This window comes from uncultured Shewanella sp. (assembly GCF_947497935.1).
Classification (GTDB): Bacteria; Pseudomonadota; Gammaproteobacteria; order Enterobacterales; family Shewanellaceae; genus Shewanella.
Genome location: NZ_CANMIO010000002.1, coordinates 108016 through 129070 on the forward strand (window position 1 = coordinate 108016; position 21055 = coordinate 129070).

Consider the following 21055-nt stretch of genomic DNA (forward strand, 5'->3'; position numbering starts at 1 on the left):
TTCTCTTTACAAGCATAAGGATTGAATTGATGTCTCAACAAGGATCTGCGGGCAATGTTATTGCCGCTATCGCGAGCTTTTTCTTCCCAGGTCTTGGACAACTCGTTCAAGGTCGTATTTTAGCTGCACTGATTTTTTGTATTATTGCCGTTGTTGGTTATGCCCTTTGGTGGCTCATTGTTCCCGCTATCATAGGCGGTATCGCTCACCTGTGGAGTATTATCGACGCAGCTAAGTATCGCTCAGAGTAACTCACCGAATTTTCAGGGATATTAGAAAATGAATAAAATAATCACCAGTGCGATTGTCGCTACCAGTTTATTGCTAACAGGTTGCCAGAGCGCTTATTACGGTGCCATGGAAAAAGTGGGTTATCACAAACGTGACATCATGGTCGATCGCGTCGAAGATGCCAAAGAATCACAAGAAGAAGCCCAAGAGCAATTCAGCTCTGCCCTCGAAGAGATGCAGGCGCTGCTAAATCACGATGGTGGCGATCTTGAAAGTGCCTATAACAAGGCAAAAGATGAGTACGAGTCTGCGCAAGGTGCTGCCGATGACGTCACCAATCGCATTGATAAAGTTGAAGATGTTGCCGAGGCACTATTCGACGAGTGGCAAACTGAAATTGGCGAAATAAGCAAAGCGAGCTTACGTCGTAACAGTGAGTCAAAACTAAGAGAAACTCAACGCTCTTATTCTCAGCTCGTTAAAAGTATGCGCCGTGCTGAAAGCAAGATGGAGCCGGTACTCACAGCGATGAAAGATAACATGCTGTACCTAAAGCATAACTTGAATGCCCAAGCTATTGGCGCGATCAAAGGCGAGTTTGCTAGCCTACAGACTGACATTTCAGGCTTAATCAAAGAGATGAACAAGTCTATTGATGAGTCGAACAAGTTTATCGCCTCGTTAGAAAACAAATAAGTAAGTTCTTAAGTTTGGTTCCTGAGCATTATCCCTTAGGAACCAACTTTGTGAGCTTCAACCACATTTCACACTCTGCCATCGCAAAACTTCGATCTCCACCACAAGCCACGTACTTACTCAGAACTTATTTTCTTTAAAAGTTTCACAATAGTATCAATCATATTTTAACTGATGCTATTTATGAGCTTTATCGAATCATTGACCCTCACCCTAGCGCTGACCTATAGCGTTAGCCTGATTTATTGGAGTGGTAAGAAGTGGGGCGCATTAGCCACTGGCGGACTCATTACTGGAGCCATTATCTCTAGCCTATATTGGCCCCTTATCGCTGCACTGGCGATTTCAGCAATCATCATAGGCTTAGTGACAAAGTTCCAACCTGAAGCGGCTCAAGGTGAGCTAAGAGCCAATAACATGCGAGATGGCCTGCAACACCTGCTTGCTCTATCCATGTTATTAGTTGGCGTACAGTTTGCGGTGAATAGTGCATTACTCAAATCGGGGATAACCCCGTGGTTAATACGACCCGATGTTGGTGATGCCTTCCTACCCATTGCTGGCGGTATTGAAATAAAGGCTATTCTCACTCTAGGAGTTTGGGACCAGAACCATCCTGCGGCAGCGGTTATGCTCACAGTCGTGCTACTTACGGGTTTACTGTGCAAGCGTGCCTTTTGCGGTTGGGCCTGTCCGCTTGGCTTGGCAGGCGAGTATCTCTATAAACTTCGCAAACGCTTTATCAAGCAAGAACTATTGCCACCAGCTTGGATAGACTGGCCACTGCGTATGGTCAAATACCTGTTATTACTGGCCTTGCTATACATCATCATCGGCATGCCGAGTCAGAGTATTCCCGGCTACTTAAACAGTAACTATCACAAGATAGCCGATCTCAAGATGGCGCTATTCTTCATCACTCCGGGATTAGTCACCCTTATCTGTTTCGGCTTTATTCTCGGCTTAGCAGCTTGGCGACGCCAAGGCTTTTGCCGCTACATCTGCCCTTATGGCGCACTATTAGGCCTATTAAGTTTCTTAAGTCCCCTTAAAATACGCCGCAGTACTCAACACTGTTTAATCGAAACTAAAGGCATGAATTGCGACAAGTGCAGCCGTGCTTGTCCGGCCAATATCTCGGTACATAAGCAGATAAATATCCGCTCAGATGAATGCCAGGCTTGTATGCGCTGTATGTCGGCTTGCCCTAAGAAGGAGGCACTCAGTTTGAGTACTCGTAATGGCTGGAAACTGTCTGCACGTGGACTCACCATTATGCTGCTAACGATTATGTTCTTTTTGCCGCTAGTCGCGTATTTAGGTGGCTTCTGGCACAGCGAAACACCGGTTGAGGCAAGAATGTATTTGATTCAACATCTAGATAGAATTGGGCATTAACGGAAGGTGCTAGGTTCTAGGAAAAAGCGGAGAAAGGTGCTAGGTGCTAGGAAAAGCAGGTTCTAGGTTCTAGGAAAGGCAGAGACGATAATAGACGAACGGCCTTCGGCCTAACGGAACGCTACGCTTACGGAAAAGATGGTGCTTTTAGCTTTTGCTGTTCCTAGCAGGGCGTAGTCCGTCCTCGAAGCGCAGCGCCCTAGGATCTAGGTCCTAGGAAAGGCTGAGAAAGGTTCTAGGTTCTAGGTTCTAGGAAAGGCAGAGACGATAATAGACGAACGGCCTTCGGCCTAACGGAACGCTGCGCTTACGGAAAAGATGGTGCTTTTAGCTTTTGCTGTTCCTAGCAGGGCGCAGCCCGTCCTCGAAGCGCAGCGTCCTAGAATCTAGGATCTAGGGAAAGCAAAGACGGAAAAGCCGAACGTTGCGCTTACGGTTATGGTAAGCAAAGAGCATGCTCCATAGATGGAGCATGCTAATTAACTAAGATAGTTGAAACTTATTATCAATACGCGGTAATCAAGAGTATGAAATACAGACTCTACTAAGTTTAAATTAGCTAACTTTTTGCGCTTGTTGCTTAATGATTGGCGTTGCAATCGCATCTTGAGCGCGGATTAATTGCAGCTCATAAGCGCCTTGGTTAAAGGTTTCTAGCAGTACTGCATCGACTGAGGCATTGGTGCGCTCGAAGGCTTCAACTGGGCTAAAACCGGCTTGCAGGTTAGCTAACATCAAGCCACTGATTAAGTCACCAACGCCTACAGGCTGCTTTTCAAATTCGTATAACGGACGAGATACTAAGTAACTTCCAGCCTTTGTCACCAGCAACATCTCAAACTGCTCTTGGCAAGTTGCGGCCTTAGCAAGATGCTTAACCACTACTATCTCAAGCCCCTTCTCTAACAAGCACTCACAAGCGTTAATAACCTCACCGAGATTATGTAGCTCTCTATCGGTAAGCGTTTCAAGCTCTAATAGGTTAGGTGCGATAATGTCGGCTTCCGCCAAGGCTTGAGTTTTTAGAAACTCTTGCACGCCCGGTGCAACGATGCAGCCCTTCTCTGGGTGACCCATTACCGGATCGCAAAAATAGATAGCCTTAGGGTTAACAGCTTTCATCTTTTTCACCGCAGCAACAATTTCCCCGCCTTGCTCGGCACTGCCTAAATAGCCACTTAATAGTGCATCGCAGTTCTTCAGCTCACCAATATTATCTAGCCCCTGCACCAACTCAGTGATCTGACCCGCAGGCATAATCATTCCAGCCCATCCTTGTGCGTACTGCGTATGGTTAGAGAACTGCACCGTATTAATTGGCCAAACCTCCATACCTAGACGACGCATTGGGAATACAGCACTGCTGTTTCCAGCGCAGCCAAATACCACATGGGATTGAATGGATAAAATCCGCTTCATTGGTCACTACCTTTAATGTTATTAGCGATGTTAATTGAGGGTGCTCTATTGCCGTTTATTGACAACTAGCAGAGATTTTTAGCAATTATACCAATTAGGCTAAATTAGTATTCTCAAACTTAATCAGCTTGTGAGCTATTGCATAGGATTTGTATTCTCGATGGCCAATCACCAGTTGATAGGGCCTCCTTACACACCATATGAGCTAGCTTAAAGCATTAAAAAAGCCCTTAACGATCAATTAAGGGCTTAGTATTATCAAAGCAATTTATTACATTGCTTTAAATGATTAGTGCTGAACTTGGTAGAAGTTAACGCGGTTGTTAGCTTCAGTCGCATCCAAAACAGCAAACTCACCATTTACCAATGTCATTGCTTGTGGGTTATTCAGACCCGCGACATCGCTTGATGCAACAACGGTATTCGTGGCCAAATCCATGGTCAAGATTTGCAGCCCTGAATGGCTAAGTAAATAAGCTTTATCATCTGCCACGCTAATACCGGTTACATTTGGGTATTGCTCAGCGTCGATGCTAATAATCGCTTCACTGTTAAGCTCGTAGTCTTTGCCACTTAAACGCGAAACCACAAAGTTATTACGCTTAGTATCAGGCAGAGTCACCATTAAGTACTCTTGGGTGTTCGCGTCCCAACCAACGTTAGCAACGTAGTTGTACTTAGCTCGTACTGTCGCAAAGCGGCTACGTTTCAGTTCACGCACGCCATCAGTGCCTTCGATAAAGCGACCATAAGTATCATCAAACTTCACACTTGGGTCGTACTCGACTCGTACAAAGCTCTTGTGATCGGCAGTCACCAATACTGACGTTTCACCGTCGAAAGTCACACCGGCAAGGTTAGATATTTCTGCAGAGAAAGCCGCATCAATCTGCACTTTAGCCAAAACAGTCGTCAGTGTGTCATCTAAGAAATAAACCCAATTATTACTTGTTACGACAGCGTACAACTTGCTTTGTGGGTTGTAGCTCATGCCCGTTGCTAGGCCAAAGATGTCACTTGGCAGCTCAACGCTTTTAAGCAATTGAAGCTCGTCGCTTGTCGCAACTCTAGTGGCATCATTTTGAGTCATGGTTGCAAAATCAGGCTTCTCGATTGAGTAAGCACCACGCGCTGACAGCTTAGAAAGCGTTGGCCAGTTAGCCGTAGACCAAATGGTTTTCTCTGAATCAAAGGTCATGCGCACTGGATCGCTTTGACCGATATATGGGAATGGGCCTGTTTGCGTAAAGGCTTGTACTATGTTGAAGCCAATAATCACTAGGAACACGTTGACCGTGATCTTGTTCAGTAGGCTCCATTCACTGCTATCGCTCTTCTCTACGAGCTTATCGCCTTGTAGCAGCATTAATACACCTGCAAACAATAAGATAATCGCAAACACTACAATCACCCACACATAAGTGTGAACGCCAAAAATAGCTGGGCCAAAGCCTTGACCAATATCGCGAAGGATATGCGCCGAGCTATGACGGTAACCCGCCCATAAGCCGTATACCGCGGTAATAATCAGTGCGCCAATATACTTAGGCTTTAAGCCGTAACGCATGATGAAAATCGCAATCAGCGATACCAGCACCATAGCGGTGCGCTCTTGCCAGCAAAGAATACATGGCGTGTCACCCATAGCAAAACCTAAGATGATACAAGCAATACCCACAGGCAAAGCGATCAGCGCTAAAGCCGCTAACGATACAATTCTGTTTACTGTTAATTCATTCATCATCGTGTTCTCACAAGTTACCGGCAGGTACTAACATGCCCCAAGTGGCGATTAACCAAATACCCATGCTCATTAAAATGCTCAGAGCTAAAAAAATATGCGCCATTTTTTGTTTGTGAGGTTTAAAAGCAACCAAGAAACAAGCAATAAAAATCAGGCAAAAAAGTAGAAATTCCACAACTTTCTCCAATAGAGTTCACTAGAACTCAATTCAAAAATGCGCTTAGCAATAAGCCAAATATTGACTCAAATATGTCTGCGGCAAAAACAGCCCGAATTAGTAGCATTGACGTTTAGGTTTACTTGCTACTAAAGCACGGACTAAATTACGGCAAATCAAATTAAAAAAATGTGCCACAACCGTCATACCTCCAAATGAGTATTAGCGCATTCTTATTTTTGCAAAGCAGATTCATTTATCGCTAAATCAGTGAGCGATAGCGCTTGTGGCTAACAGGTAGGCGAGTAGGAATTCACACTCTAAAGCAAGTTGTGACTCTAGGCTAAAAGCATGAATTAATGGGATTTAAAACAATAATCTGGAAATAGGGTGAGCAATGCCACTCAAAGCGCATAACTGCAAACAACAAAAAAGCCCCCAACATCTGCATGTTGGGGGCTTTTTACTACTTAACCTAATTAAAGGTTGAAGCTAAAAGCGGTCATTACTTACGGTTATGACGCTTACGCTCGTTTTCAGTCAAGAAACGCTTACGAACACGGATGTTCAGTGGCGTTACTTCTACTAATTCGTCATCATCGATGAACTCAAGCGCTTGCTCTAGTGTCATTTCGATATGCGGAGTTAGTACCTGTGCTTCGTCAGTACCAGATGCACGCATGTTAGTTAGCTGCTTACCTTTCAAACAGTTAACTGTTAGGTCGTTAGCACGTGCGTGAAGACCAACTACTTGACCTTCGTATACTTCTGCAGCGTGACCAATGAATAGACGACCACGCTCTTGAAGACCGAATAGTGCGAATGTTAGTGCTTTACCAGTTGCGTTAGAGATCAATACACCACGTGCACGTTGACCAATGTCGCCGCCTTTCAGAGGACCGTAGTGGTCGAATGAATGGTAAATAAGACCAGTACCAGAAGTCGCTGTCATGAATTCAGTTTGGAAACCGATTAGACCACGGCTAGGGATAACGAAGTCGATACGTACACGACCCTTACCGTCTAACTGCATGTCCTTCATGTCACCCTTACGAGTACCAAGCTTCTCGATCACTGCACCTTGATGTTCTTCTTGAACGTCAACAGTTAGTGTTTCGAACGGCTCACACATCTCGCCATCGATCTCTTTGATGATAACTTCTGGACGAGAAACGGCTAGCTCGTAACCTTCACGACGCATGTTTTCAATCAAGATTGAAAGGTGAAGTTCACCACGGCCTGATACGCGGAAACGATCTGGGCTGTCAGTTTCTTCAACGCGAAGTGCTACGTTGTGTACTAGCTCTTGCTGTAGACGCTCAAGGATATTACGTGAAGTAACAAACTTACCTTCTTTACCAGCGAACGGAGAAGTGTTCACCTGGAAAGTCATTGTTAGTGTTGGTTCATCAACAGACAACGCAGGTAATGCTTCTACTGTAGTAGGCGCACAAATCGTGTCAGAAATCTGTAGCTGGCCAAGACCAGTGATCGCAACGATGTCACCAGCGTTAGCTTCTGCAACTTCGTGACGCTCTAGACCCATGTAACCTAATACCTGACCAATCTTACCGTTACGTTTCTTGCCGTCGGCGCCAAGAACAGTTACTTGTTGGTTAGTCTTAACGCTACCGCGCTTGATGCGACCAATACCGATAACACCCACGTATGAGTTGTAGTCGATTTGAGAAATTTGCATCTGGAAATCACCTTCAGCATCAGCATCTGGTGAAGAAACTTTTTCAACGATCGTTTCGAATAGCGGCGTCATGTCAGCGCTAACTTCGTCTGGATCTAATGTTGCAAAACCGTTTAGTGCAGAAGCATAAACGATTGGAAAATCTAGTTGCTCATCGGTAGCGCCTAGGTTGTCGAACAAGTCAAATACTTGGTCAATAACCCAATCTGGACGTGCGCCTGGACGGTCAATCTTGTTAATAACAACGATTGGCTTTAGGCCTTGAGCGAAAGCTTTCTTAGTCACGAAGCGAGTCTGTGGCATTGGACCATCTACAGCGTCAACTAGTAGCAATACTGAGTCAACCATAGATAGAACACGCTCTACCTCACCACCGAAATCGGCGTGACCTGGGGTATCAACGATGTTGATACGGTAATCGTTCCACTTGATGGCAGTGTTCTTGGCCAGAATCGTGATACCACGTTCCTTTTCAAGATCATTTGAATCCATCACCCGCTCAGTGGCTTCTCCTCGAGACTCAAGGGTTCCTGACTGCGCCAGCATCTTATCAACCAAGGTAGTCTTACCATGGTCAACGTGTGCAATAATGGCGATGTTACGTAAATTCTCTAACACGGCTAAACCTCTTACCATCGGTATAAAATATAGGGGGGTTACTGACAACGACTAAAACCAATCTAGTATAGTAGTTGCAATAAAAAGCGTGACATTCTACTCTAGCTCGGCGTTATCTCACAGGATTATTTTTAACCAATCGTTAAAAATAACTCTTTCGCATTGCTTTTTTTCGCTTTAACGTCCGCTTTTTATACACTTTTTATGTTTTATCTGTATGACAGTTGGAAGATGATTAAAGCAAATGTAGCTATCGATATCCCTCAACCTGGCATGTTATTAGACATTTTCACCTCCATTTACGGCACCTCCACTCCTGTTATCTCCGCAATAAAAATGACTGTCTTTAATCTCAATAACACTTATCGAAAATCCGATGTTATTTCCTTGACTTACACCCTATAAAATTGGCCATGCCTTAGTTATTCTGTGTGCCAATAAAAGCGCAAGACAAAAATGCACTTGATAAGATTGAGTGCTATTGCACTGATATGACGCGTGCACCATATGGATCCACAGTGCGCACCAAAATGGTGCAACAATGAGACCGCAAGCCAGAAAATAAAAGCACTAACTCATAATTTTCAACAAGTTAAAACATTGGCACGAGTCTCGCTTTATCAAAAGCAGAATCGCATTAAGCGCTAAACATAAAAGATAAAACAAAGGGACGCCCCTTTCCCCTACTCGGAGACTTTAGAATGTCAGCAGAATCAGTTTTACAACAACTACAAGATTTAGAAGTTAAGTTTGTTGATTTACGTTTTACCGACACCATTGGTAAAGAGCAGCACGTTACAATCCCAACTCACCAAGTTGATGCTGATTTCTTCGAAGACGGTAAAATGTTTGACGGTTCTTCAATCCAAGGCTGGAAAGGTATTAACGAATCAGACATGGTATTGATGCCAGATCCTGCAAGCTTCGTACTTGACCCTTTCACTGCTGAAACGACTGCAAACATCCGTTGTGACATTCTAAACCCAGGCACAATGACGGGTTACAACCGTGACCCACGCTCTATCGCTAAGAAAGCAGAAGACTACCTACGTTCAACAGGTATTGCTGACACAGTATTGGTTGGTCCAGAGCCAGAATTCTTCCTATTTGACGATGTTAAGTTCAACTCTGACATGTCTGGTTGTTTCTACAAGGTTGACGCTGAAGAAGCGGCTTGGAACTCAGGCACTAGCTACGAAGATGGCAACAAGGGTCACCGTCCAGGCGTTAAAGGGGGTTACTTCCCAGTAGCACCAGTTGACTCTTCACAAGACATCCGTAGTGCTATGTGTTTAGTACTAGAAGAGATGGGCCAAGTTGTTGAAGCGCATCACCACGAAGTGGCGACTGCAGGTCAAAACGAAATCGCAACACGTTTCAACACACTAACACTTAAGGCCGACGAAGTTCAGGTACTTAAGTATGTAGTACACAACGTTGCTCACGCTTACAACAAGACTGCGACATTTATGCCTAAGCCAATCGTTGGTGACAACGGTAGCGGTATGCACGTGCACCAGTCTCTAGCTAAAGATGGCGTTAACCTATTTGCTGGTGACAAGTACGGCGGATTGAGCGAAACAGCATTATTCTACATCGGTGGTGTGATTAAGCATGCTCGTGCAATCAACGCATTTGCTAACCCATCAACGAACTCTTACAAGCGTCTTGTTCCACACTTTGAAGCGCCAGTGATGCTTGCTTACTCTGCAGCTAACCGCAGCGCTTCTATCCGTATCCCAGTGGTACCAAGTGCAAAAGGTCGTCGTATCGAAATTCGCTTCGGTGACCCAGTTGCTAACCCATACTTAGCCTTCTCTGCAATGCTAATGGCTGGTCTTGACGGTATCCAGAACAAGATCCACCCAGGTGAAGCAATGGACAAAGATCTATACGATCTTCCTGCTGAAGAAGCTGCTGAAATCCCAACGGTTGCCACTTCACTAGAAAACGCGCTTGAGTGCCTAGATATTGACCGTGAGTTCCTAACTCGTGGCGACGTGTTCACTAACGACTTTATCGATTCTTATATCGCCCTTAAGTCTGCAGACGTTGAGCGTATCAACCAAACTACTCACCCAGTAGAGTTCGAGCTTTACTATAGCTTGTAATCCTTTGAGCTGACTCACTAACCGCTAGCAAGTGGTTAGCCTCTAAGCCCTAAACAGTAATGTTTGGGGCTTTTTTATTGGCTTGTTCGCCCGCTCTGCTCCTATTGGCCTATAGTTTAAAGACTGTGTAGCGACTATCTACTCACCAAATAACTAAGCAAAATTAGTCACTAAATGGAGTGAGGATATGCTGCAAAGACTTAAACCCTATCGCTCTTCAATCATCTTACTTTCAGCCCTTATGCTAGGCGGAATAATCGGCATTTCAGCCCCAGATTTTGCGCTAAAACTAAAACCATTAGGCCAGATATTCTTAAACCTGTTGTTTATGATTATCGTGCCATTAGTGGCTATCAGCGTAACCTCATCCATTGCCCGTATGACAGATTTAAAACGCCTAGGTGCAATACTTATCACCATTTTTGCAGTCTCAATAGTCATGGCGATTATCCCCACACTCGGCATTATTGGCTTAGCATCAATTTACGACCCGGCTCAAGGCGTGACATTAGATCTGCAGCAGCAAGTGAGCGCGGGCTCTGGAGAAATGGATTTTGTGAGCTTACTGACCACCAATGACTTTGTCGGTCTGTTATCGAAATCTAATATTCTGGCGCTGATAATTATGTCGGTCATTGCTGGAATAGCCATAGGCCAGTCAGGTAACGACGGTGAAAAAGTCTCAGCCATGCTCGATAGCCTCAATACAGTGGTTATGAAAATCGTCTCGATTTTAATGATCGTCGCTCCCATTGGTCTCGGTGCTTACTTTGCTTCGACCATGGCTAGCCAAGACACACAGTTGTTAAATACATTTGCTCGTGCCATCGGCTTATTTTTTATCGCGGCAGCCATTTACTACACCTTAGGCAGCACCCTATATGCCTGGCTAGGTGGCGGAGTGAAGGGGGTTAGACAGTTTTGGCGCAACGCCGTCGAGCCTTCGGCAACCGCTTTAGGCACCAGCTCATCTCTGGCATCACTACCGGTAAATATTCGCGCTGCCAATAAGATGGGGATTAGAGAAGAGATTGCAGACATCTGCCTGCCCTTATTGGTTAACCTCAACAAGGGCGGCGCAGCCATGACCACCGCGCTTAAGATTGTGTTTATCTATTCGATTCTTGGGCTAGATTTTACCGCTGATGTCTTTGCGCTAACCGTACTGATTTCTGTGCTATCAGCCTTTGTGATTGGTGGCGTACCAGGTGGGGCTTTCCTTGGCGAAATATTTATCGTTACCACCTTAGGCTTACCGATAGAGGTGATCCCTATCTTAGTGATTATCGGTGCAGTCACCGATGCACCAGCTACCGTAATCAACGTGATCCACGACCTCAACGCCACTCAGATTATCCAGCGGATCAGTGGTAAACATTACTAACAAGCAAAGCAAACTAAACTAAAAAAGCCCAAACTTTAGTTTGGGTTGCTGTAATAGACTCGACTATTCAAAAGTATATACGGCGACTCGACCATCATACCCACCAGCCACTAAGGTGTTACCGTCAATCGCGAGCGTAAAAAAGCCCTGAGCCTGACCATTGATCAGCAGTGGCTGCCAGCTATAGCCATGATCATGGGAAATATCTGTCGATAGCTTACCGGTAGCGATACAGGTTTCCTGGTAACACGCCATTGCGGTGCGCAGTCCTGGGGTGGTTCCCGGCGGTTTATGCCATACATAGCCCTTTAGATACACCATATTGGCATCATGTTTATCCCGCTGTTGGTAATCGCCACCAAGTACAAATAAATCGCCTAAGGTATTAAAAGCTAAGCCATAACCACCAGCAGTTTGGGTATCGTCATAAAGTGCCACAGGCCGTCTACGCCAGTGCTCACCTGAATCTGCGCTACTGTAAACTGAGCTACTAAAGCCGCCAGAGGTAAACCAAGCTCTACTGCGCTTATCAACAATTAAAGTATTACCGCTAGCCGCAAAAGCCACCTCTTTGTCGAGCATTTCAGGCAACTCAGCTTGGGCGATGCGTTGCCAAGTCTGACCACCATCAGTAGTACGCAATATCACGTAGCTTCCGCCAACCGGATCACCCAATAGCAAACCGTTATTACGGTCCCAAAAGGCAATCGAATTGAAAAAGCCAAGCTCATCGGGATTATCAAATAGCAATTGCCAACTTAAGCCTTGGTTCTCTGTGATATACAGTTTTGATAAGCCACCTTCTCCAGCCCCCATCACTATCGCAGTATTGGCATCAAAAACTTCAATATCACGAAAGTCAGTCAAAGGCTGATCTTTAACTGATACATCTTGCCAAGTTGTTCCGTGATCTTTGGAAATATAGACACGATTATCGGTTCCAGTCACCCAAGCAACACCCTGCAACACTGCGCTGCCTCGAAATGATGCATCGGGGGCTAGGCTTTGAATATGCCATTCAATCGCCGAAGCACCAAAACTCAACAAGCTAATTAACAGCATGAATATCTTCATTTATTTCCTTTTCTAAAGCACATCCCTAATAACCACTATTGACCAATCACTATCGATAGGCAAGTCGAAAAAACCAACTATTTCAGCAACAAAAAACATGCTGCACGGCTTAAAACTAAATTAGCCCCACCTAAACAAAGCAATATTAAACAACAACTTAATAACAAATAATTCTGGACTCTGCCTAAATTATCGCCTAAATTAGAACTGTGACCAAGATCACTATTTCATAAAAAAGGAACCTACTATGAGAAAGACAATTACTCATGCAGTACTGTTAGGCGCTGGATTATTATTCTCAACCGCTAGTGTTGCGGCAATGAGTCCAATTGCAGCTTGTAATGACTGCTCAAAGCAAGAAGCTGAGCTAACTGCAAAAAATCTTCAAGATAACAGCGTATACATTGTTGATTTTGTGAATCTTACTGCCCAGAAATTTGTTACCGACAAGCAAGGTGCGACATTACTTAGCAAGCTTTCAATTGGTGAGCTTAACCGCATCAACCAGAAGTATAATTACCGAAAAGTTCACTTAAGAGCCGTTCAGCCTTAAGCGCTTTGATTTCGCTACAGGCTAGTAATACCAGCCTGTAGCGGTAACTTTTATTCCCCCTTAATCACTGAGATTAAGTTTTCAATATCAGTTATATCATTATAGATATGCGGTGAAACCCGAATCCCCTCACTACGCAGATCCACACTAACGTTAGCCAGCTGCAATGCCGCCAATACCTTTTGCTGCTTAGCACCAAAATCCAAAATCATAGTCCCACTGCGTCTTGACTCTTGCAGAGGTGAAACAAACGCCTCTCCCAATTGCTCGGCCACAATATCGATTAACCATTGGTTATGTTCACGAAGCTTGCTCGAGCCGATATTGGCAAAATAGGCGATGCTGTGAGCCGCTATTGCATAGGGCGCTATCGATGGTGTACCGCCCCAAAACTTAAGCGCTGTAGGATGATAGCGAAAATCATGGATATCAAATTCGAATGGATTCTCATGGCTAAACCAACCCACATCTTTGGGTTGGCAATGGTCAATATGCATCGAATTGACCCACAAATAAGCCGAACCAGGGCCACCACATAACCATTTAACACTTGAGCCGATTAAAAAATCTGGTTGCAGAGCCTGTAAGTCTAACGGGACGATACCAGCCGACTGCGCCACATCAATAAGAGTTAACACCTTTTTCGACTTGGCTGTACTAATGATTTCATCGAGTGGTGCTTGCTGGCCAGTATTGGAATACACATGGCTGACAAAGACTAAATCGATATCGGCAGTAATGTGAGCCTGCCACACCTGAGCATCGGTAATATCTAAAGATTTAGGGATAAAGCGCAGTTCACAGCCTTCAGGCAAGGCTTTTTTCAGCGAAAACCCCATACTCGGGAAATCGATTTCACTCATCAGAACGACTGTATGTTGCTGATTAAGCCGCTCTAACGACATCACCAACTTAGTCAATGCACTCGACAGATTAACCTGAGGGCAAAACTCCTCAACGCGACCGTTAAATAACTTAGCTAAGCCCTGATTAAAACGCTCTATTATCTGTAACCAATCTTGCCAAGGCTCCCTTGAGGAACCTTGCCACGGCGCAAAAAACTGCTGAGCAAACGCCTGCTGAGCATCTTTTAATGGCCGACCAACTGAGTGGTTTAGCAGGTAACTTCCCGGCGCTAAACAAAAATCATCTTTAAAAGACAGCATAGTTAGCTTACCTCCAGGCTCGCCTTTAAGACGGATATATCATCGAAGCGAGTGCGGATATCACAGCGTTTAATCGCCGCTCGTCTATCACGCAACTTCTCTAACGAGTTAAGCAATACATCCAATGGCGGGCCACTTGCTGTCACCTTGGACATATGCTGTTGCTCCATCGCCTTAGCGGGCTGAGCGATATATTTAGCCACCAGCTCATTATGATGCTGAATAGCCGTCTCACCATGTAGGGCACACACCTCTAAAAATAGCTTCACATTTTGCTGGTACCAAGGCTCAACACTGAAGTGGCTCAAGTTAAGTAACTCATCCATAAAGCTAGTGCGGCGCATGCAGTCACGTAATATGGCCTGATCTTCAGGCATCATATAAAGGAACTTATCTACCAACATCTGTGAGTAGCCCGGCTCATTTGCCGCACAAAGCCCAAGCAGCATATCGATAACGTTAATCCCGGCAAAATCCCCTGCATTCGCCCCCCGATAGACTTGGCTACCGACACGGTAAGGCTTGTAGTAAGGTCTCACACAGTAAAAGAAATCATCGGCATCAAGCTGTTGAAACAAGACTCGGTTTGACTCAATCACATCCTTTAGTGCCTGCTTGGCAACGATCAGTAGATCGTAGGCAATAGGATGATCTATGCCTAAGGGCTGGATCTTTAATAACGCATCCGCGGCGCGCTTATAAGCTAAAATCCCTTTGGTGTTGTAGTCGACAAACAACTTTTCAGCATCCAAATCGGTAAAGCGTTTATACAAGCCTTGCTTTGCACGGTTATGAGTTGTGAGGTGCGCAGTGGCAAACCTTGGGGTCACGCCAATAGAGGCACCAATGTGCATGGCGAGTGTAGAGGCTTCAGTAAGGGGCGAGACAGTCTCTCTTGAGGGCTCAGTGATCTCGTGTCGACGGCAGGCAGCCATATAAAGACCGACGTTACCTAGCAGGTCAAACGCATGGTCAAAACCTTCGTCCGTGTTACCTTCGACGAGCAAACTGGCAATAAGCTCACGCCCTTCAGATTCCAGTTGCGTTTTTAAGTGCTCGCCAACACCTTCAACATTGGCACGATCTGCTTGCTGGGCATAGAGGGATTCTAATTTGCTATTGAGCTCGACAAAGCGAGTGCGGATCCAGTGGTCAAATGCCTGAGTATTACGCGTCATCTATCATTCCTTATTCTTATTGTTAAGATGAGACAGTTCAGTATTAACTTAGCCTAGCAGTATCTGCATGGTGTAAATCGGCAAACTAACTCTAATAACTTCCCTTTAAGATCGAAATCCCCTATAAAATAGTTAATTGATACTGATTTTCACCATTAAAATGAAAGGGCTGTTCCGATGGATAATAAGGACCGCAATATACTCGCCATATTACAACGCCAGGGCCGTATCGCGATTAGCGAGCTCGCTGCCAAGCTAAATATGTCGGATACCCCCTGCCTTCGTCGCGTCAGAAAACTAGAGCAAACGGGCGTGATAAGCGGCTATGCCGCGCAAATTGATCCCAAAGAAGTGGGTCTCAATGTCATGGTCTACGCCTTTGTCAGATTGAAAGAAAACTCAGATAAACACGCGATTGCTTTCGAAGAAAGTATGGAAGACCTTGAGCAGGTCATGGAATGCTCCGTCGTTACTGGTGCCCATGATTACCTATTAAAAATCGTTGCCAGTGACCTGCTCAGTTATGAAAGCTTCGTCAAAAAATCCCTTGGCAGCCTGAACTGCATCGCAGGTATTGAGTCAACGGTAGTACTCAAGCAAAACTTTTCACGCAATACATTGCCGCTATAACGGCGTTTCGCCGTTATTTATCTAACCTGTAGCCATGCCATAACCTCGATTATTTAAAGATGGTTTATTTTTATTCACAAGATCACTAGACGACCGGTCTAATTGTGTTAGGCTGTTTACTATGAAAACGAGCATGAAAACAGATCCTCAACAAACACGTCAGCATATTATCGACTCAGGTTATAGCCTGATCTCGAGCAAAGGCTTTTCTAACGTCGGTCTATCGCAGATCTTAAAATTTGCCGATGTCCCTAAAGGCTCTTTTTACCACTACTTCAAATCTAAGGAGCAGTTTGGTGAAGAGATCATTAATAGCTACTTTAAAACCTACTTAGGCAGTATCGACAGTCTGTTTGCTGCAGAGAATGGTTCAGGTTTAGAGAGATTGATGAGCTACTGGTTACGCTGGCAAAGTACGCAGAGTGATGCCTGTGTGAACCAAAAGTGCCTAGTGGTTAAACTCAGTGCCGAAGTCGCAGATCTATCAGAATCTATGCGCCTTGCCTTAGACAAAGGTTCATCGGCAGTTATTGCTCGCCTCGCAAGCTGTATTGAAGCTGGCATTAAAGACGGTTCGATTCCAGTTATGGATGCCGACGATACCGCTGAAACCTTATATCAGATGTGGTTAGGTGCCAGCTTAAGAAGTAAATTAACCCGTGACCCCAAAGTCATCGAGCGCGTATTGCTGGTGACCAAAGCCCTATTGGCTCATCCAGCCTAGTGATTGAAAGAGCTGGATTGAAAGCAACAGTATTGAAATAGCCATCAAATTTATCTATCCCGCCTATGCTTATGTCTGTTAACGGCGGGGATTTTTTAACTATTAACTAGACGACTGGTCTATTAAATATAAACAACAGACCCATTTCCTTAAGTCGTTTAATAGGAACAATTATGTACAGTTTCGATTATTACAACCCAACCCACATTAGCTTCGGTGAAGGTAAGATTGCCGAACTCGATAATCTAGTACCACAAGACGCTAAAGTCTTAGTGCTATTTGGTGGCAATAGCGCCAAAAGTACTGGCACACTCGATGAAGTCAAAGCCGCACTTAAACAGCGTGACGTTGTTGAGTTTGGTGGCATCGAAGCAAACCCAACCTACGAAACATTAATGCAAGCGGTTGAAGTGGTAAAACAGCAAGATATCGACTTCCTACTGGCAGTCGGTGGCGGCTCTGTTATCGACGGCACCAAGTTTGTTGCAGCGGCGGCACTATTTGAAGGCGAGCCATGGGACATTCTCTTAAGCTGGGGAGCTAAAGTCACTCAAGCTATGCCATTTGGCACGGTTCTTACCTTGCCTGCAACAGGCTCAGAGATGAACAGCGCCAGCGTCGTAACGCGTAAGTCGTTACAAGCAAAGCTGTCTTTCATGAGCAACCATGTATTTCCAAAATTCTCGGTATTAGACCCAAGCAAAACCTTCACCTTGCCTGAGCGCCAAGTGGCTAACGGGGTGGTCGATGCTTTTATCCATATTACAGAGCAATACCTTAACTACCCAGTTAACGCACCAGTTCAAGACAGATTTGCCGAAGGCCTACTGCAAACCCTTATCGAATTAGGACCAAAAGCATTAAGCGAACCTAAAGACTTTGATGTACGCGCCAACCTTATGTGGGTGGCAACCATGGCTCTGAGCGGCGTAATCGGTAAAGGGGTACCACACGACTGGGCCACACATATGATTGGTCATGAGATCACTGTACTTTACGGTGTTGACCATGCCCGTACCATTGCAATGATTTTGCCAGGGATGCTCGATGTTCGCCGTGAGGCTAAACAAGAGAAGTTACTGCAATACGCCAATCGGGTTTGGGGCATCAACCAAGGTAGCAAGGATGAAATCATCGATGCAGCGATCAGCAAGACTCGCGAATTTTTCGAAGCTATGGGTATTCAAACTCGCCTTTCAGACTACGATTTAGATAGCAGCAGTATTGATGCGATCATCAGCAAGCTTGAGGCTCACGGCATGACAGCCTTAGGTGAAAAGCAAGATGTCGATCTTGCTATGAGCCGTAAAATTTTAGAGCGTAACCTATAACCCTAATCATCACACAGATACAAACGTAATAGAGACCTCGGCTAACTAACAGGTATGGCGTATTCCGCCTGTTAGTTGGCAAACCAACAGATAAAAAGGACAATAATATGAACGTATTAATGGTATTGACTTCACACGACAAACTTGGCGACACAGGCCTAAAAACAGGCTTTTGGTTAGAAGAATTTGCCAGTCCTTTTTATCGCTTTAAAGACAGTGGCTTTAATGTCACCTTAGCTTCGCCTGCCGGCGGGCAACCACCACTAGACCCAAGTAGTGAGCAGCCTGATTTTCAAACCGTAGCGACCGATAGATTCAATCAAGATCAACAGGCTCAGCAGCTACTGGCCACCACTCACGTATTATCCGAAATAAACCAAGCCGATTTCGATGCTGTATTTTATCCAGGTGGTCACGGGCCGCTATGGGATTTGACTAACGATGCCCACTCTATCGCATTAATAGAAGCCTTCTATCAAGCTAACAAGCCTGTGGGTCTCGTGTGTCACGCACCGGGTGCATTGAAAAATGTTAAAGCCGCCGATGGCACGCCGTTAGTGGCTGGCAAACAAGTCACCGGCTTTACCAATAGTGAAGAAGCTGCCGTACAGCTGACAGAAATAGTGCCATATTTAGTGGAAGATATGATGCTAGCTCACGGCGCGCTATACACCAAGGGCGACGACTGGAACAGCTATCTTGCAGTGGATGGCAATCTTATCACTGGCCAAAACCCAGCCTCCTCCGAAGCTGTCGCCGATGAGATCATCAAGCAGCTGAAGTAAGCCTAACGCTAATAATCCTCTTAGTAAAAAAGCAGCCTGCTGGCTGCTTTATTTATGGCTGTCGCTAATCTCAATGCAACTGTAACTCTCTGACCGTATCAGGGTTATTTACGCAACTCACATTGATACTTATCACCTAAGTACTGCACGCTAGCTTGCCCTTGATGCTCCCAAAATTCAAAGTTACGTCCTTGGTATTTCGCGCCGCTGCCACTGCGAACATTAGTTGCAAGTAGCTGTTGCTTACCAAAAGTAAATACCGCAGTTACCGGGTCTAGTTGGGAGTAAAATGCCGCGCTGATCTGTGGCCGATCCCCACAATCAAAAATGACTGCAGCAGGTACCTCTAACTGTCCAGCTTGGATCTGCAACTCAATGATCCGGCTTTGATAATTTTGTAGCACACATTCACGTACATCTTGCGCCTTCCAACAATCATTACGACCCTTAATCCAACCTCTTTGCATCGCTTTAGGCTGTTCTGACGCAGGAATATTCACTAGCGCCGCCTCATAAATCTGCGCCATCTTTCTATCTAGCTTGGCTAGCTCGGCGTCATGACAGATCAACGTTTCAACCTGCCCTTGCGCCTTAGCGCAATCGAAGCTCGGAGTCATCCTTGTGTGAGCCTCGGCCGGCTTAGATTTAGCAGACTCAGCTTTAGCTGACTCAGCATTTTGCTCCGTCGCTGCACCACAGGCTGTTAGCAAGACTAGGCCGGTTGCCAAAATATATTTCTGCATCTATTTCCCTCTCTCAAAACTCGCTTTTAGCACTTTTCTACCTTTGCCAACTAGCAGTTTAACCACAATCGGTAAGATCTAACTCCACACTAGGAAGCACGCCCATCTTAGTCACATTACTATCATTTGGAGTAAAGTAGTACAGATAGCAACGGTCGTTATTAAGATTGTTACCCCGAGGGAAAATGACGAAGCCACGGCCCACTGTCGATGTCGTATAGCCCCCTTGAGTAAACCAGCCTAAACCACGGTTACGAGCACACCAAGCAGTGTCAGAGTTAGAGTCGGTACACTGATTCGAAGTCACAAAAGTCACTGAGTCAAAATCGACTAAATGAGCGAAGGTACTGTTCCAACGCCCATCAGGATAGTGAGCCCTCACCCGAATACTCTGGCCATCTTCCAAGGTAAAACGACTCTGGGCATTATTGAGGCTTTCAGGTCTTAGCGCTATTTGCGCCGCCACCAGATCACGCGTCGACTTTAAACTACCTTGCATACCTTTTAACACTGAGGTATCGGCATCGGATCTGAAATCGATAAATTTAGGCACAGCAATCACAGCTAAGATCCCCAGCACGATAATCACCACCACTAGTTCGATTAGAGTGAAGCCCTCTTTACTCTTAATTAATCTCATACGATCTCTTTCCATGGCTTTTTAAGCTCTAATATTCTGATAAACCTAATAAGATTTATATTAACCCTAAAGATAGCAAATTTTCATCTTAGGTACTTTAGTCTTATTTCATCAATAATAAAGTCGATGCTTTTCTATAAAAAAACAGCTACTCTTCGAGTGATTACCACCCCGTAACAAAGGATGTCACGATGCGTGCAGGCTTAGTTTTACTACTGTTGTTAGCCACAACCTTGGCTCATGCAACCGTTTACAAATGGGTCGATGAAAATGGCAAGGTTCATTTCTCTGACAAGCCGGTAAAAAATGCCGAAGTGGTCGAGTTAAATGAAAACACCCAAAACAGCATCAAATTACCCGATCCTATCGCCCTACCTAATCTCAATGCTTCTGCTGACACAGATAAAGCGAGTTACAAACTCAATATCGCCTCACCGAGTGAAGAAGAGACTATTCGCAGCAATGAAGGCGAGATCACCCTTATAGCCAATAGCGACCCGCAGCTATTGCCAACCCACGAGTTCACCCTCTACATGGATGGCAAACAATTAGGAAGTGCGCAGAAAAGCGGTCTCTTTAAGCTCAGCGATATCGATCGCGGCGAACACAGCTTTGTGATTAAGGTATTGAGCAAAAACGGCAAACAACTTGCAACGACTCCTCCCAGAAAGGTATTTCTTCATCGGACGAGCTTAAATCAACCTAAAGCTGTTAGGCCTCAGCCTAGAAATAATTAGTAAAAACCTTTGAATATAAAAACTTAGGATTACTTTG

19 protein-coding genes are annotated in these 21055 nt (G+C 45.1%); 11 read left to right on the plus strand and 8 right to left on the minus strand.

What is annotated here, in order from left to right; genetic code table 11:
• Positions 1–29 precede the first annotated feature (29 nt).
• The 3 genes from Q1A86_RS02675 to Q1A86_RS02685 all read left to right on the plus strand — a co-directional run bounded on the left by Q1A86_RS02675 (position 30) and on the right by Q1A86_RS02685 (position 2325).
• Complete coding sequence (locus Q1A86_RS02675; RefSeq protein WP_220760816.1) at positions 30–251, plus strand: hypothetical protein; 222 nt, start codon at positions 30–32, stop codon at positions 249–251.
• A gap of 28 nt (positions 252–279) precedes the next feature.
• Complete coding sequence (locus Q1A86_RS02680; protein WP_299802745.1) at positions 280–927, plus strand: DUF2959 domain-containing protein; 648 nt, start codon at positions 280–282, stop codon at positions 925–927.
• A 183-nt stretch (positions 928–1110) separates the two neighbouring features.
• On the plus strand, positions 1111–2325 hold the full coding sequence (locus tag Q1A86_RS02685) for a 4Fe-4S binding protein (protein ID WP_299802746.1): 1215 nt from the start codon (positions 1111–1113) through the stop codon (positions 2323–2325).
• Between the two features lie 555 nt (positions 2326–2880).
• Here Q1A86_RS02685 and pdxY read toward each other — a convergent pair.
• From pdxY to typA, 3 genes are all read right to left on the minus strand, one after another.
• The gene (pdxY, locus tag Q1A86_RS02690; RefSeq protein ID WP_299802747.1) at positions 2881–3744 is read right to left on the minus strand and encodes a pyridoxal kinase PdxY; all 864 of its coding nucleotides are present in this window, start codon (positions 3742–3744) and stop codon (positions 2881–2883) included.
• A gap of 289 nt (positions 3745–4033) precedes the next feature.
• A complete protein-coding gene (locus tag Q1A86_RS02695; protein WP_299802748.1) occupies positions 4034–5488 on the minus strand; it encodes a disulfide bond formation protein B in 1455 nt (484 codons plus the stop codon).
• A gap of 662 nt (positions 5489–6150) precedes the next feature.
• Positions 6151–7980: a translational GTPase TypA gene (gene typA / locus Q1A86_RS02700; protein ID WP_299803135.1), complete on the minus strand. Its 1830-nt coding sequence runs from the start codon at positions 7978–7980 to the stop codon at positions 6151–6153.
• A gap of 683 nt (positions 7981–8663) precedes the next feature.
• Between typA and glnA the strand changes: the two genes are divergently transcribed.
• Positions 8664–10073 (plus strand): glutamate--ammonia ligase, encoded by a 1410-nt coding sequence (gene glnA, locus Q1A86_RS02705; protein WP_299802749.1) that lies wholly within the window; start codon positions 8664–8666, stop codon positions 10071–10073.
• 187 nt (positions 10074–10260) lie between these two features.
• Positions 10261–11457 carry a dicarboxylate/amino acid:cation symporter gene (locus Q1A86_RS02710; RefSeq protein WP_299802750.1) on the plus strand — a complete coding sequence of 399 codons (1197 nt, stop codon included), beginning with the start codon at positions 10261–10263 and terminating at the stop codon, positions 11455–11457.
• Between the two features lie 63 nt (positions 11458–11520).
• Here the strand turns inward: Q1A86_RS02710 and Q1A86_RS02715 are convergent, their stop codons facing one another.
• Entirely contained in the window at positions 11521–12531 is a 1011-nt protein-coding gene (locus tag Q1A86_RS02715; RefSeq protein ID WP_299802751.1) for an oxidoreductase, read from the minus strand.
• A gap of 247 nt (positions 12532–12778) precedes the next feature.
• Here Q1A86_RS02715 and Q1A86_RS02720 point away from each other — a divergent pair, with 247 nt between their 5' ends.
• Positions 12779–13084, plus strand: coding sequence for a hypothetical protein (locus Q1A86_RS02720; protein WP_299802752.1), 306 nt, complete (start codon positions 12779–12781; stop codon positions 13082–13084).
• Between the two features lie 50 nt (positions 13085–13134).
• Here Q1A86_RS02720 and Q1A86_RS02725 read toward each other — a convergent pair whose 3' ends face one another.
• Together Q1A86_RS02725 and Q1A86_RS02730 are read right to left on the minus strand one after the other, a co-directional pair.
• On the minus strand, positions 13135–14250 hold the full coding sequence (locus Q1A86_RS02725) for an aminotransferase class V-fold PLP-dependent enzyme (RefSeq protein WP_299802753.1): 1116 nt from the start codon (positions 14248–14250) through the stop codon (positions 13135–13137).
• A 2-nt stretch (positions 14251–14252) separates the two neighbouring features.
• Complete coding sequence (locus Q1A86_RS02730; protein ID WP_299802754.1) at positions 14253–15428, minus strand: monodechloroaminopyrrolnitrin synthase PrnB family protein; 1176 nt, start codon at positions 15426–15428, stop codon at positions 14253–14255.
• A gap of 177 nt (positions 15429–15605) precedes the next feature.
• Here Q1A86_RS02730 and Q1A86_RS02735 point away from each other — a divergent pair, with 177 nt between their 5' ends.
• The 4 genes from Q1A86_RS02735 (at position 15606) to Q1A86_RS02750 (ending at position 18898) form a co-directional block, all read left to right on the plus strand.
• Positions 15606–16058: an Lrp/AsnC family transcriptional regulator gene (locus Q1A86_RS02735; protein WP_299802755.1), complete on the plus strand. Its 453-nt coding sequence runs from the start codon at positions 15606–15608 to the stop codon at positions 16056–16058.
• Positions 16059–16191: 133 nt separating this feature from the next.
• Positions 16192–16782, plus strand: a complete 591-nt coding sequence (locus Q1A86_RS02740) for a TetR/AcrR family transcriptional regulator (RefSeq protein WP_299803137.1) — start codon at positions 16192–16194, stop codon at positions 16780–16782.
• A gap of 173 nt (positions 16783–16955) precedes the next feature.
• A complete protein-coding gene (locus tag Q1A86_RS02745) occupies positions 16956–18113 on the plus strand; it encodes an iron-containing alcohol dehydrogenase (RefSeq protein WP_299802756.1) in 1158 nt (385 codons plus the stop codon).
• Between the two features lie 107 nt (positions 18114–18220).
• Positions 18221–18898: a type 1 glutamine amidotransferase domain-containing protein gene (locus Q1A86_RS02750; protein WP_299802757.1), complete on the plus strand. Its 678-nt coding sequence runs from the start codon at positions 18221–18223 to the stop codon at positions 18896–18898.
• Positions 18899–19002: 104 nt separating this feature from the next.
• Here Q1A86_RS02750 and Q1A86_RS02755 read toward each other — a convergent pair whose 3' ends face one another.
• Both Q1A86_RS02755 and Q1A86_RS02760 read right to left on the minus strand, forming a co-directional pair.
• Positions 19003–19641 carry an MliC family protein gene (locus Q1A86_RS02755; RefSeq protein WP_299802758.1) on the minus strand — a complete coding sequence of 213 codons (639 nt, stop codon included), beginning with the start codon at positions 19639–19641 and terminating at the stop codon, positions 19003–19005.
• A gap of 58 nt (positions 19642–19699) precedes the next feature.
• Positions 19700–20281 (minus strand): type II secretion system protein, encoded by a 582-nt coding sequence (locus Q1A86_RS02760; RefSeq protein WP_299802759.1) that lies wholly within the window; start codon positions 20279–20281, stop codon positions 19700–19702.
• Positions 20282–20472: 191 nt separating this feature from the next.
• Here Q1A86_RS02760 and Q1A86_RS02765 point away from each other — a divergent pair, with 191 nt between their 5' ends.
• Positions 20473–21018, plus strand: a complete 546-nt coding sequence (locus tag Q1A86_RS02765) for a DUF4124 domain-containing protein (protein ID WP_299802760.1) — start codon at positions 20473–20475, stop codon at positions 21016–21018.
• The last annotated feature ends 37 nt before the right edge of the window (positions 21019–21055 follow it).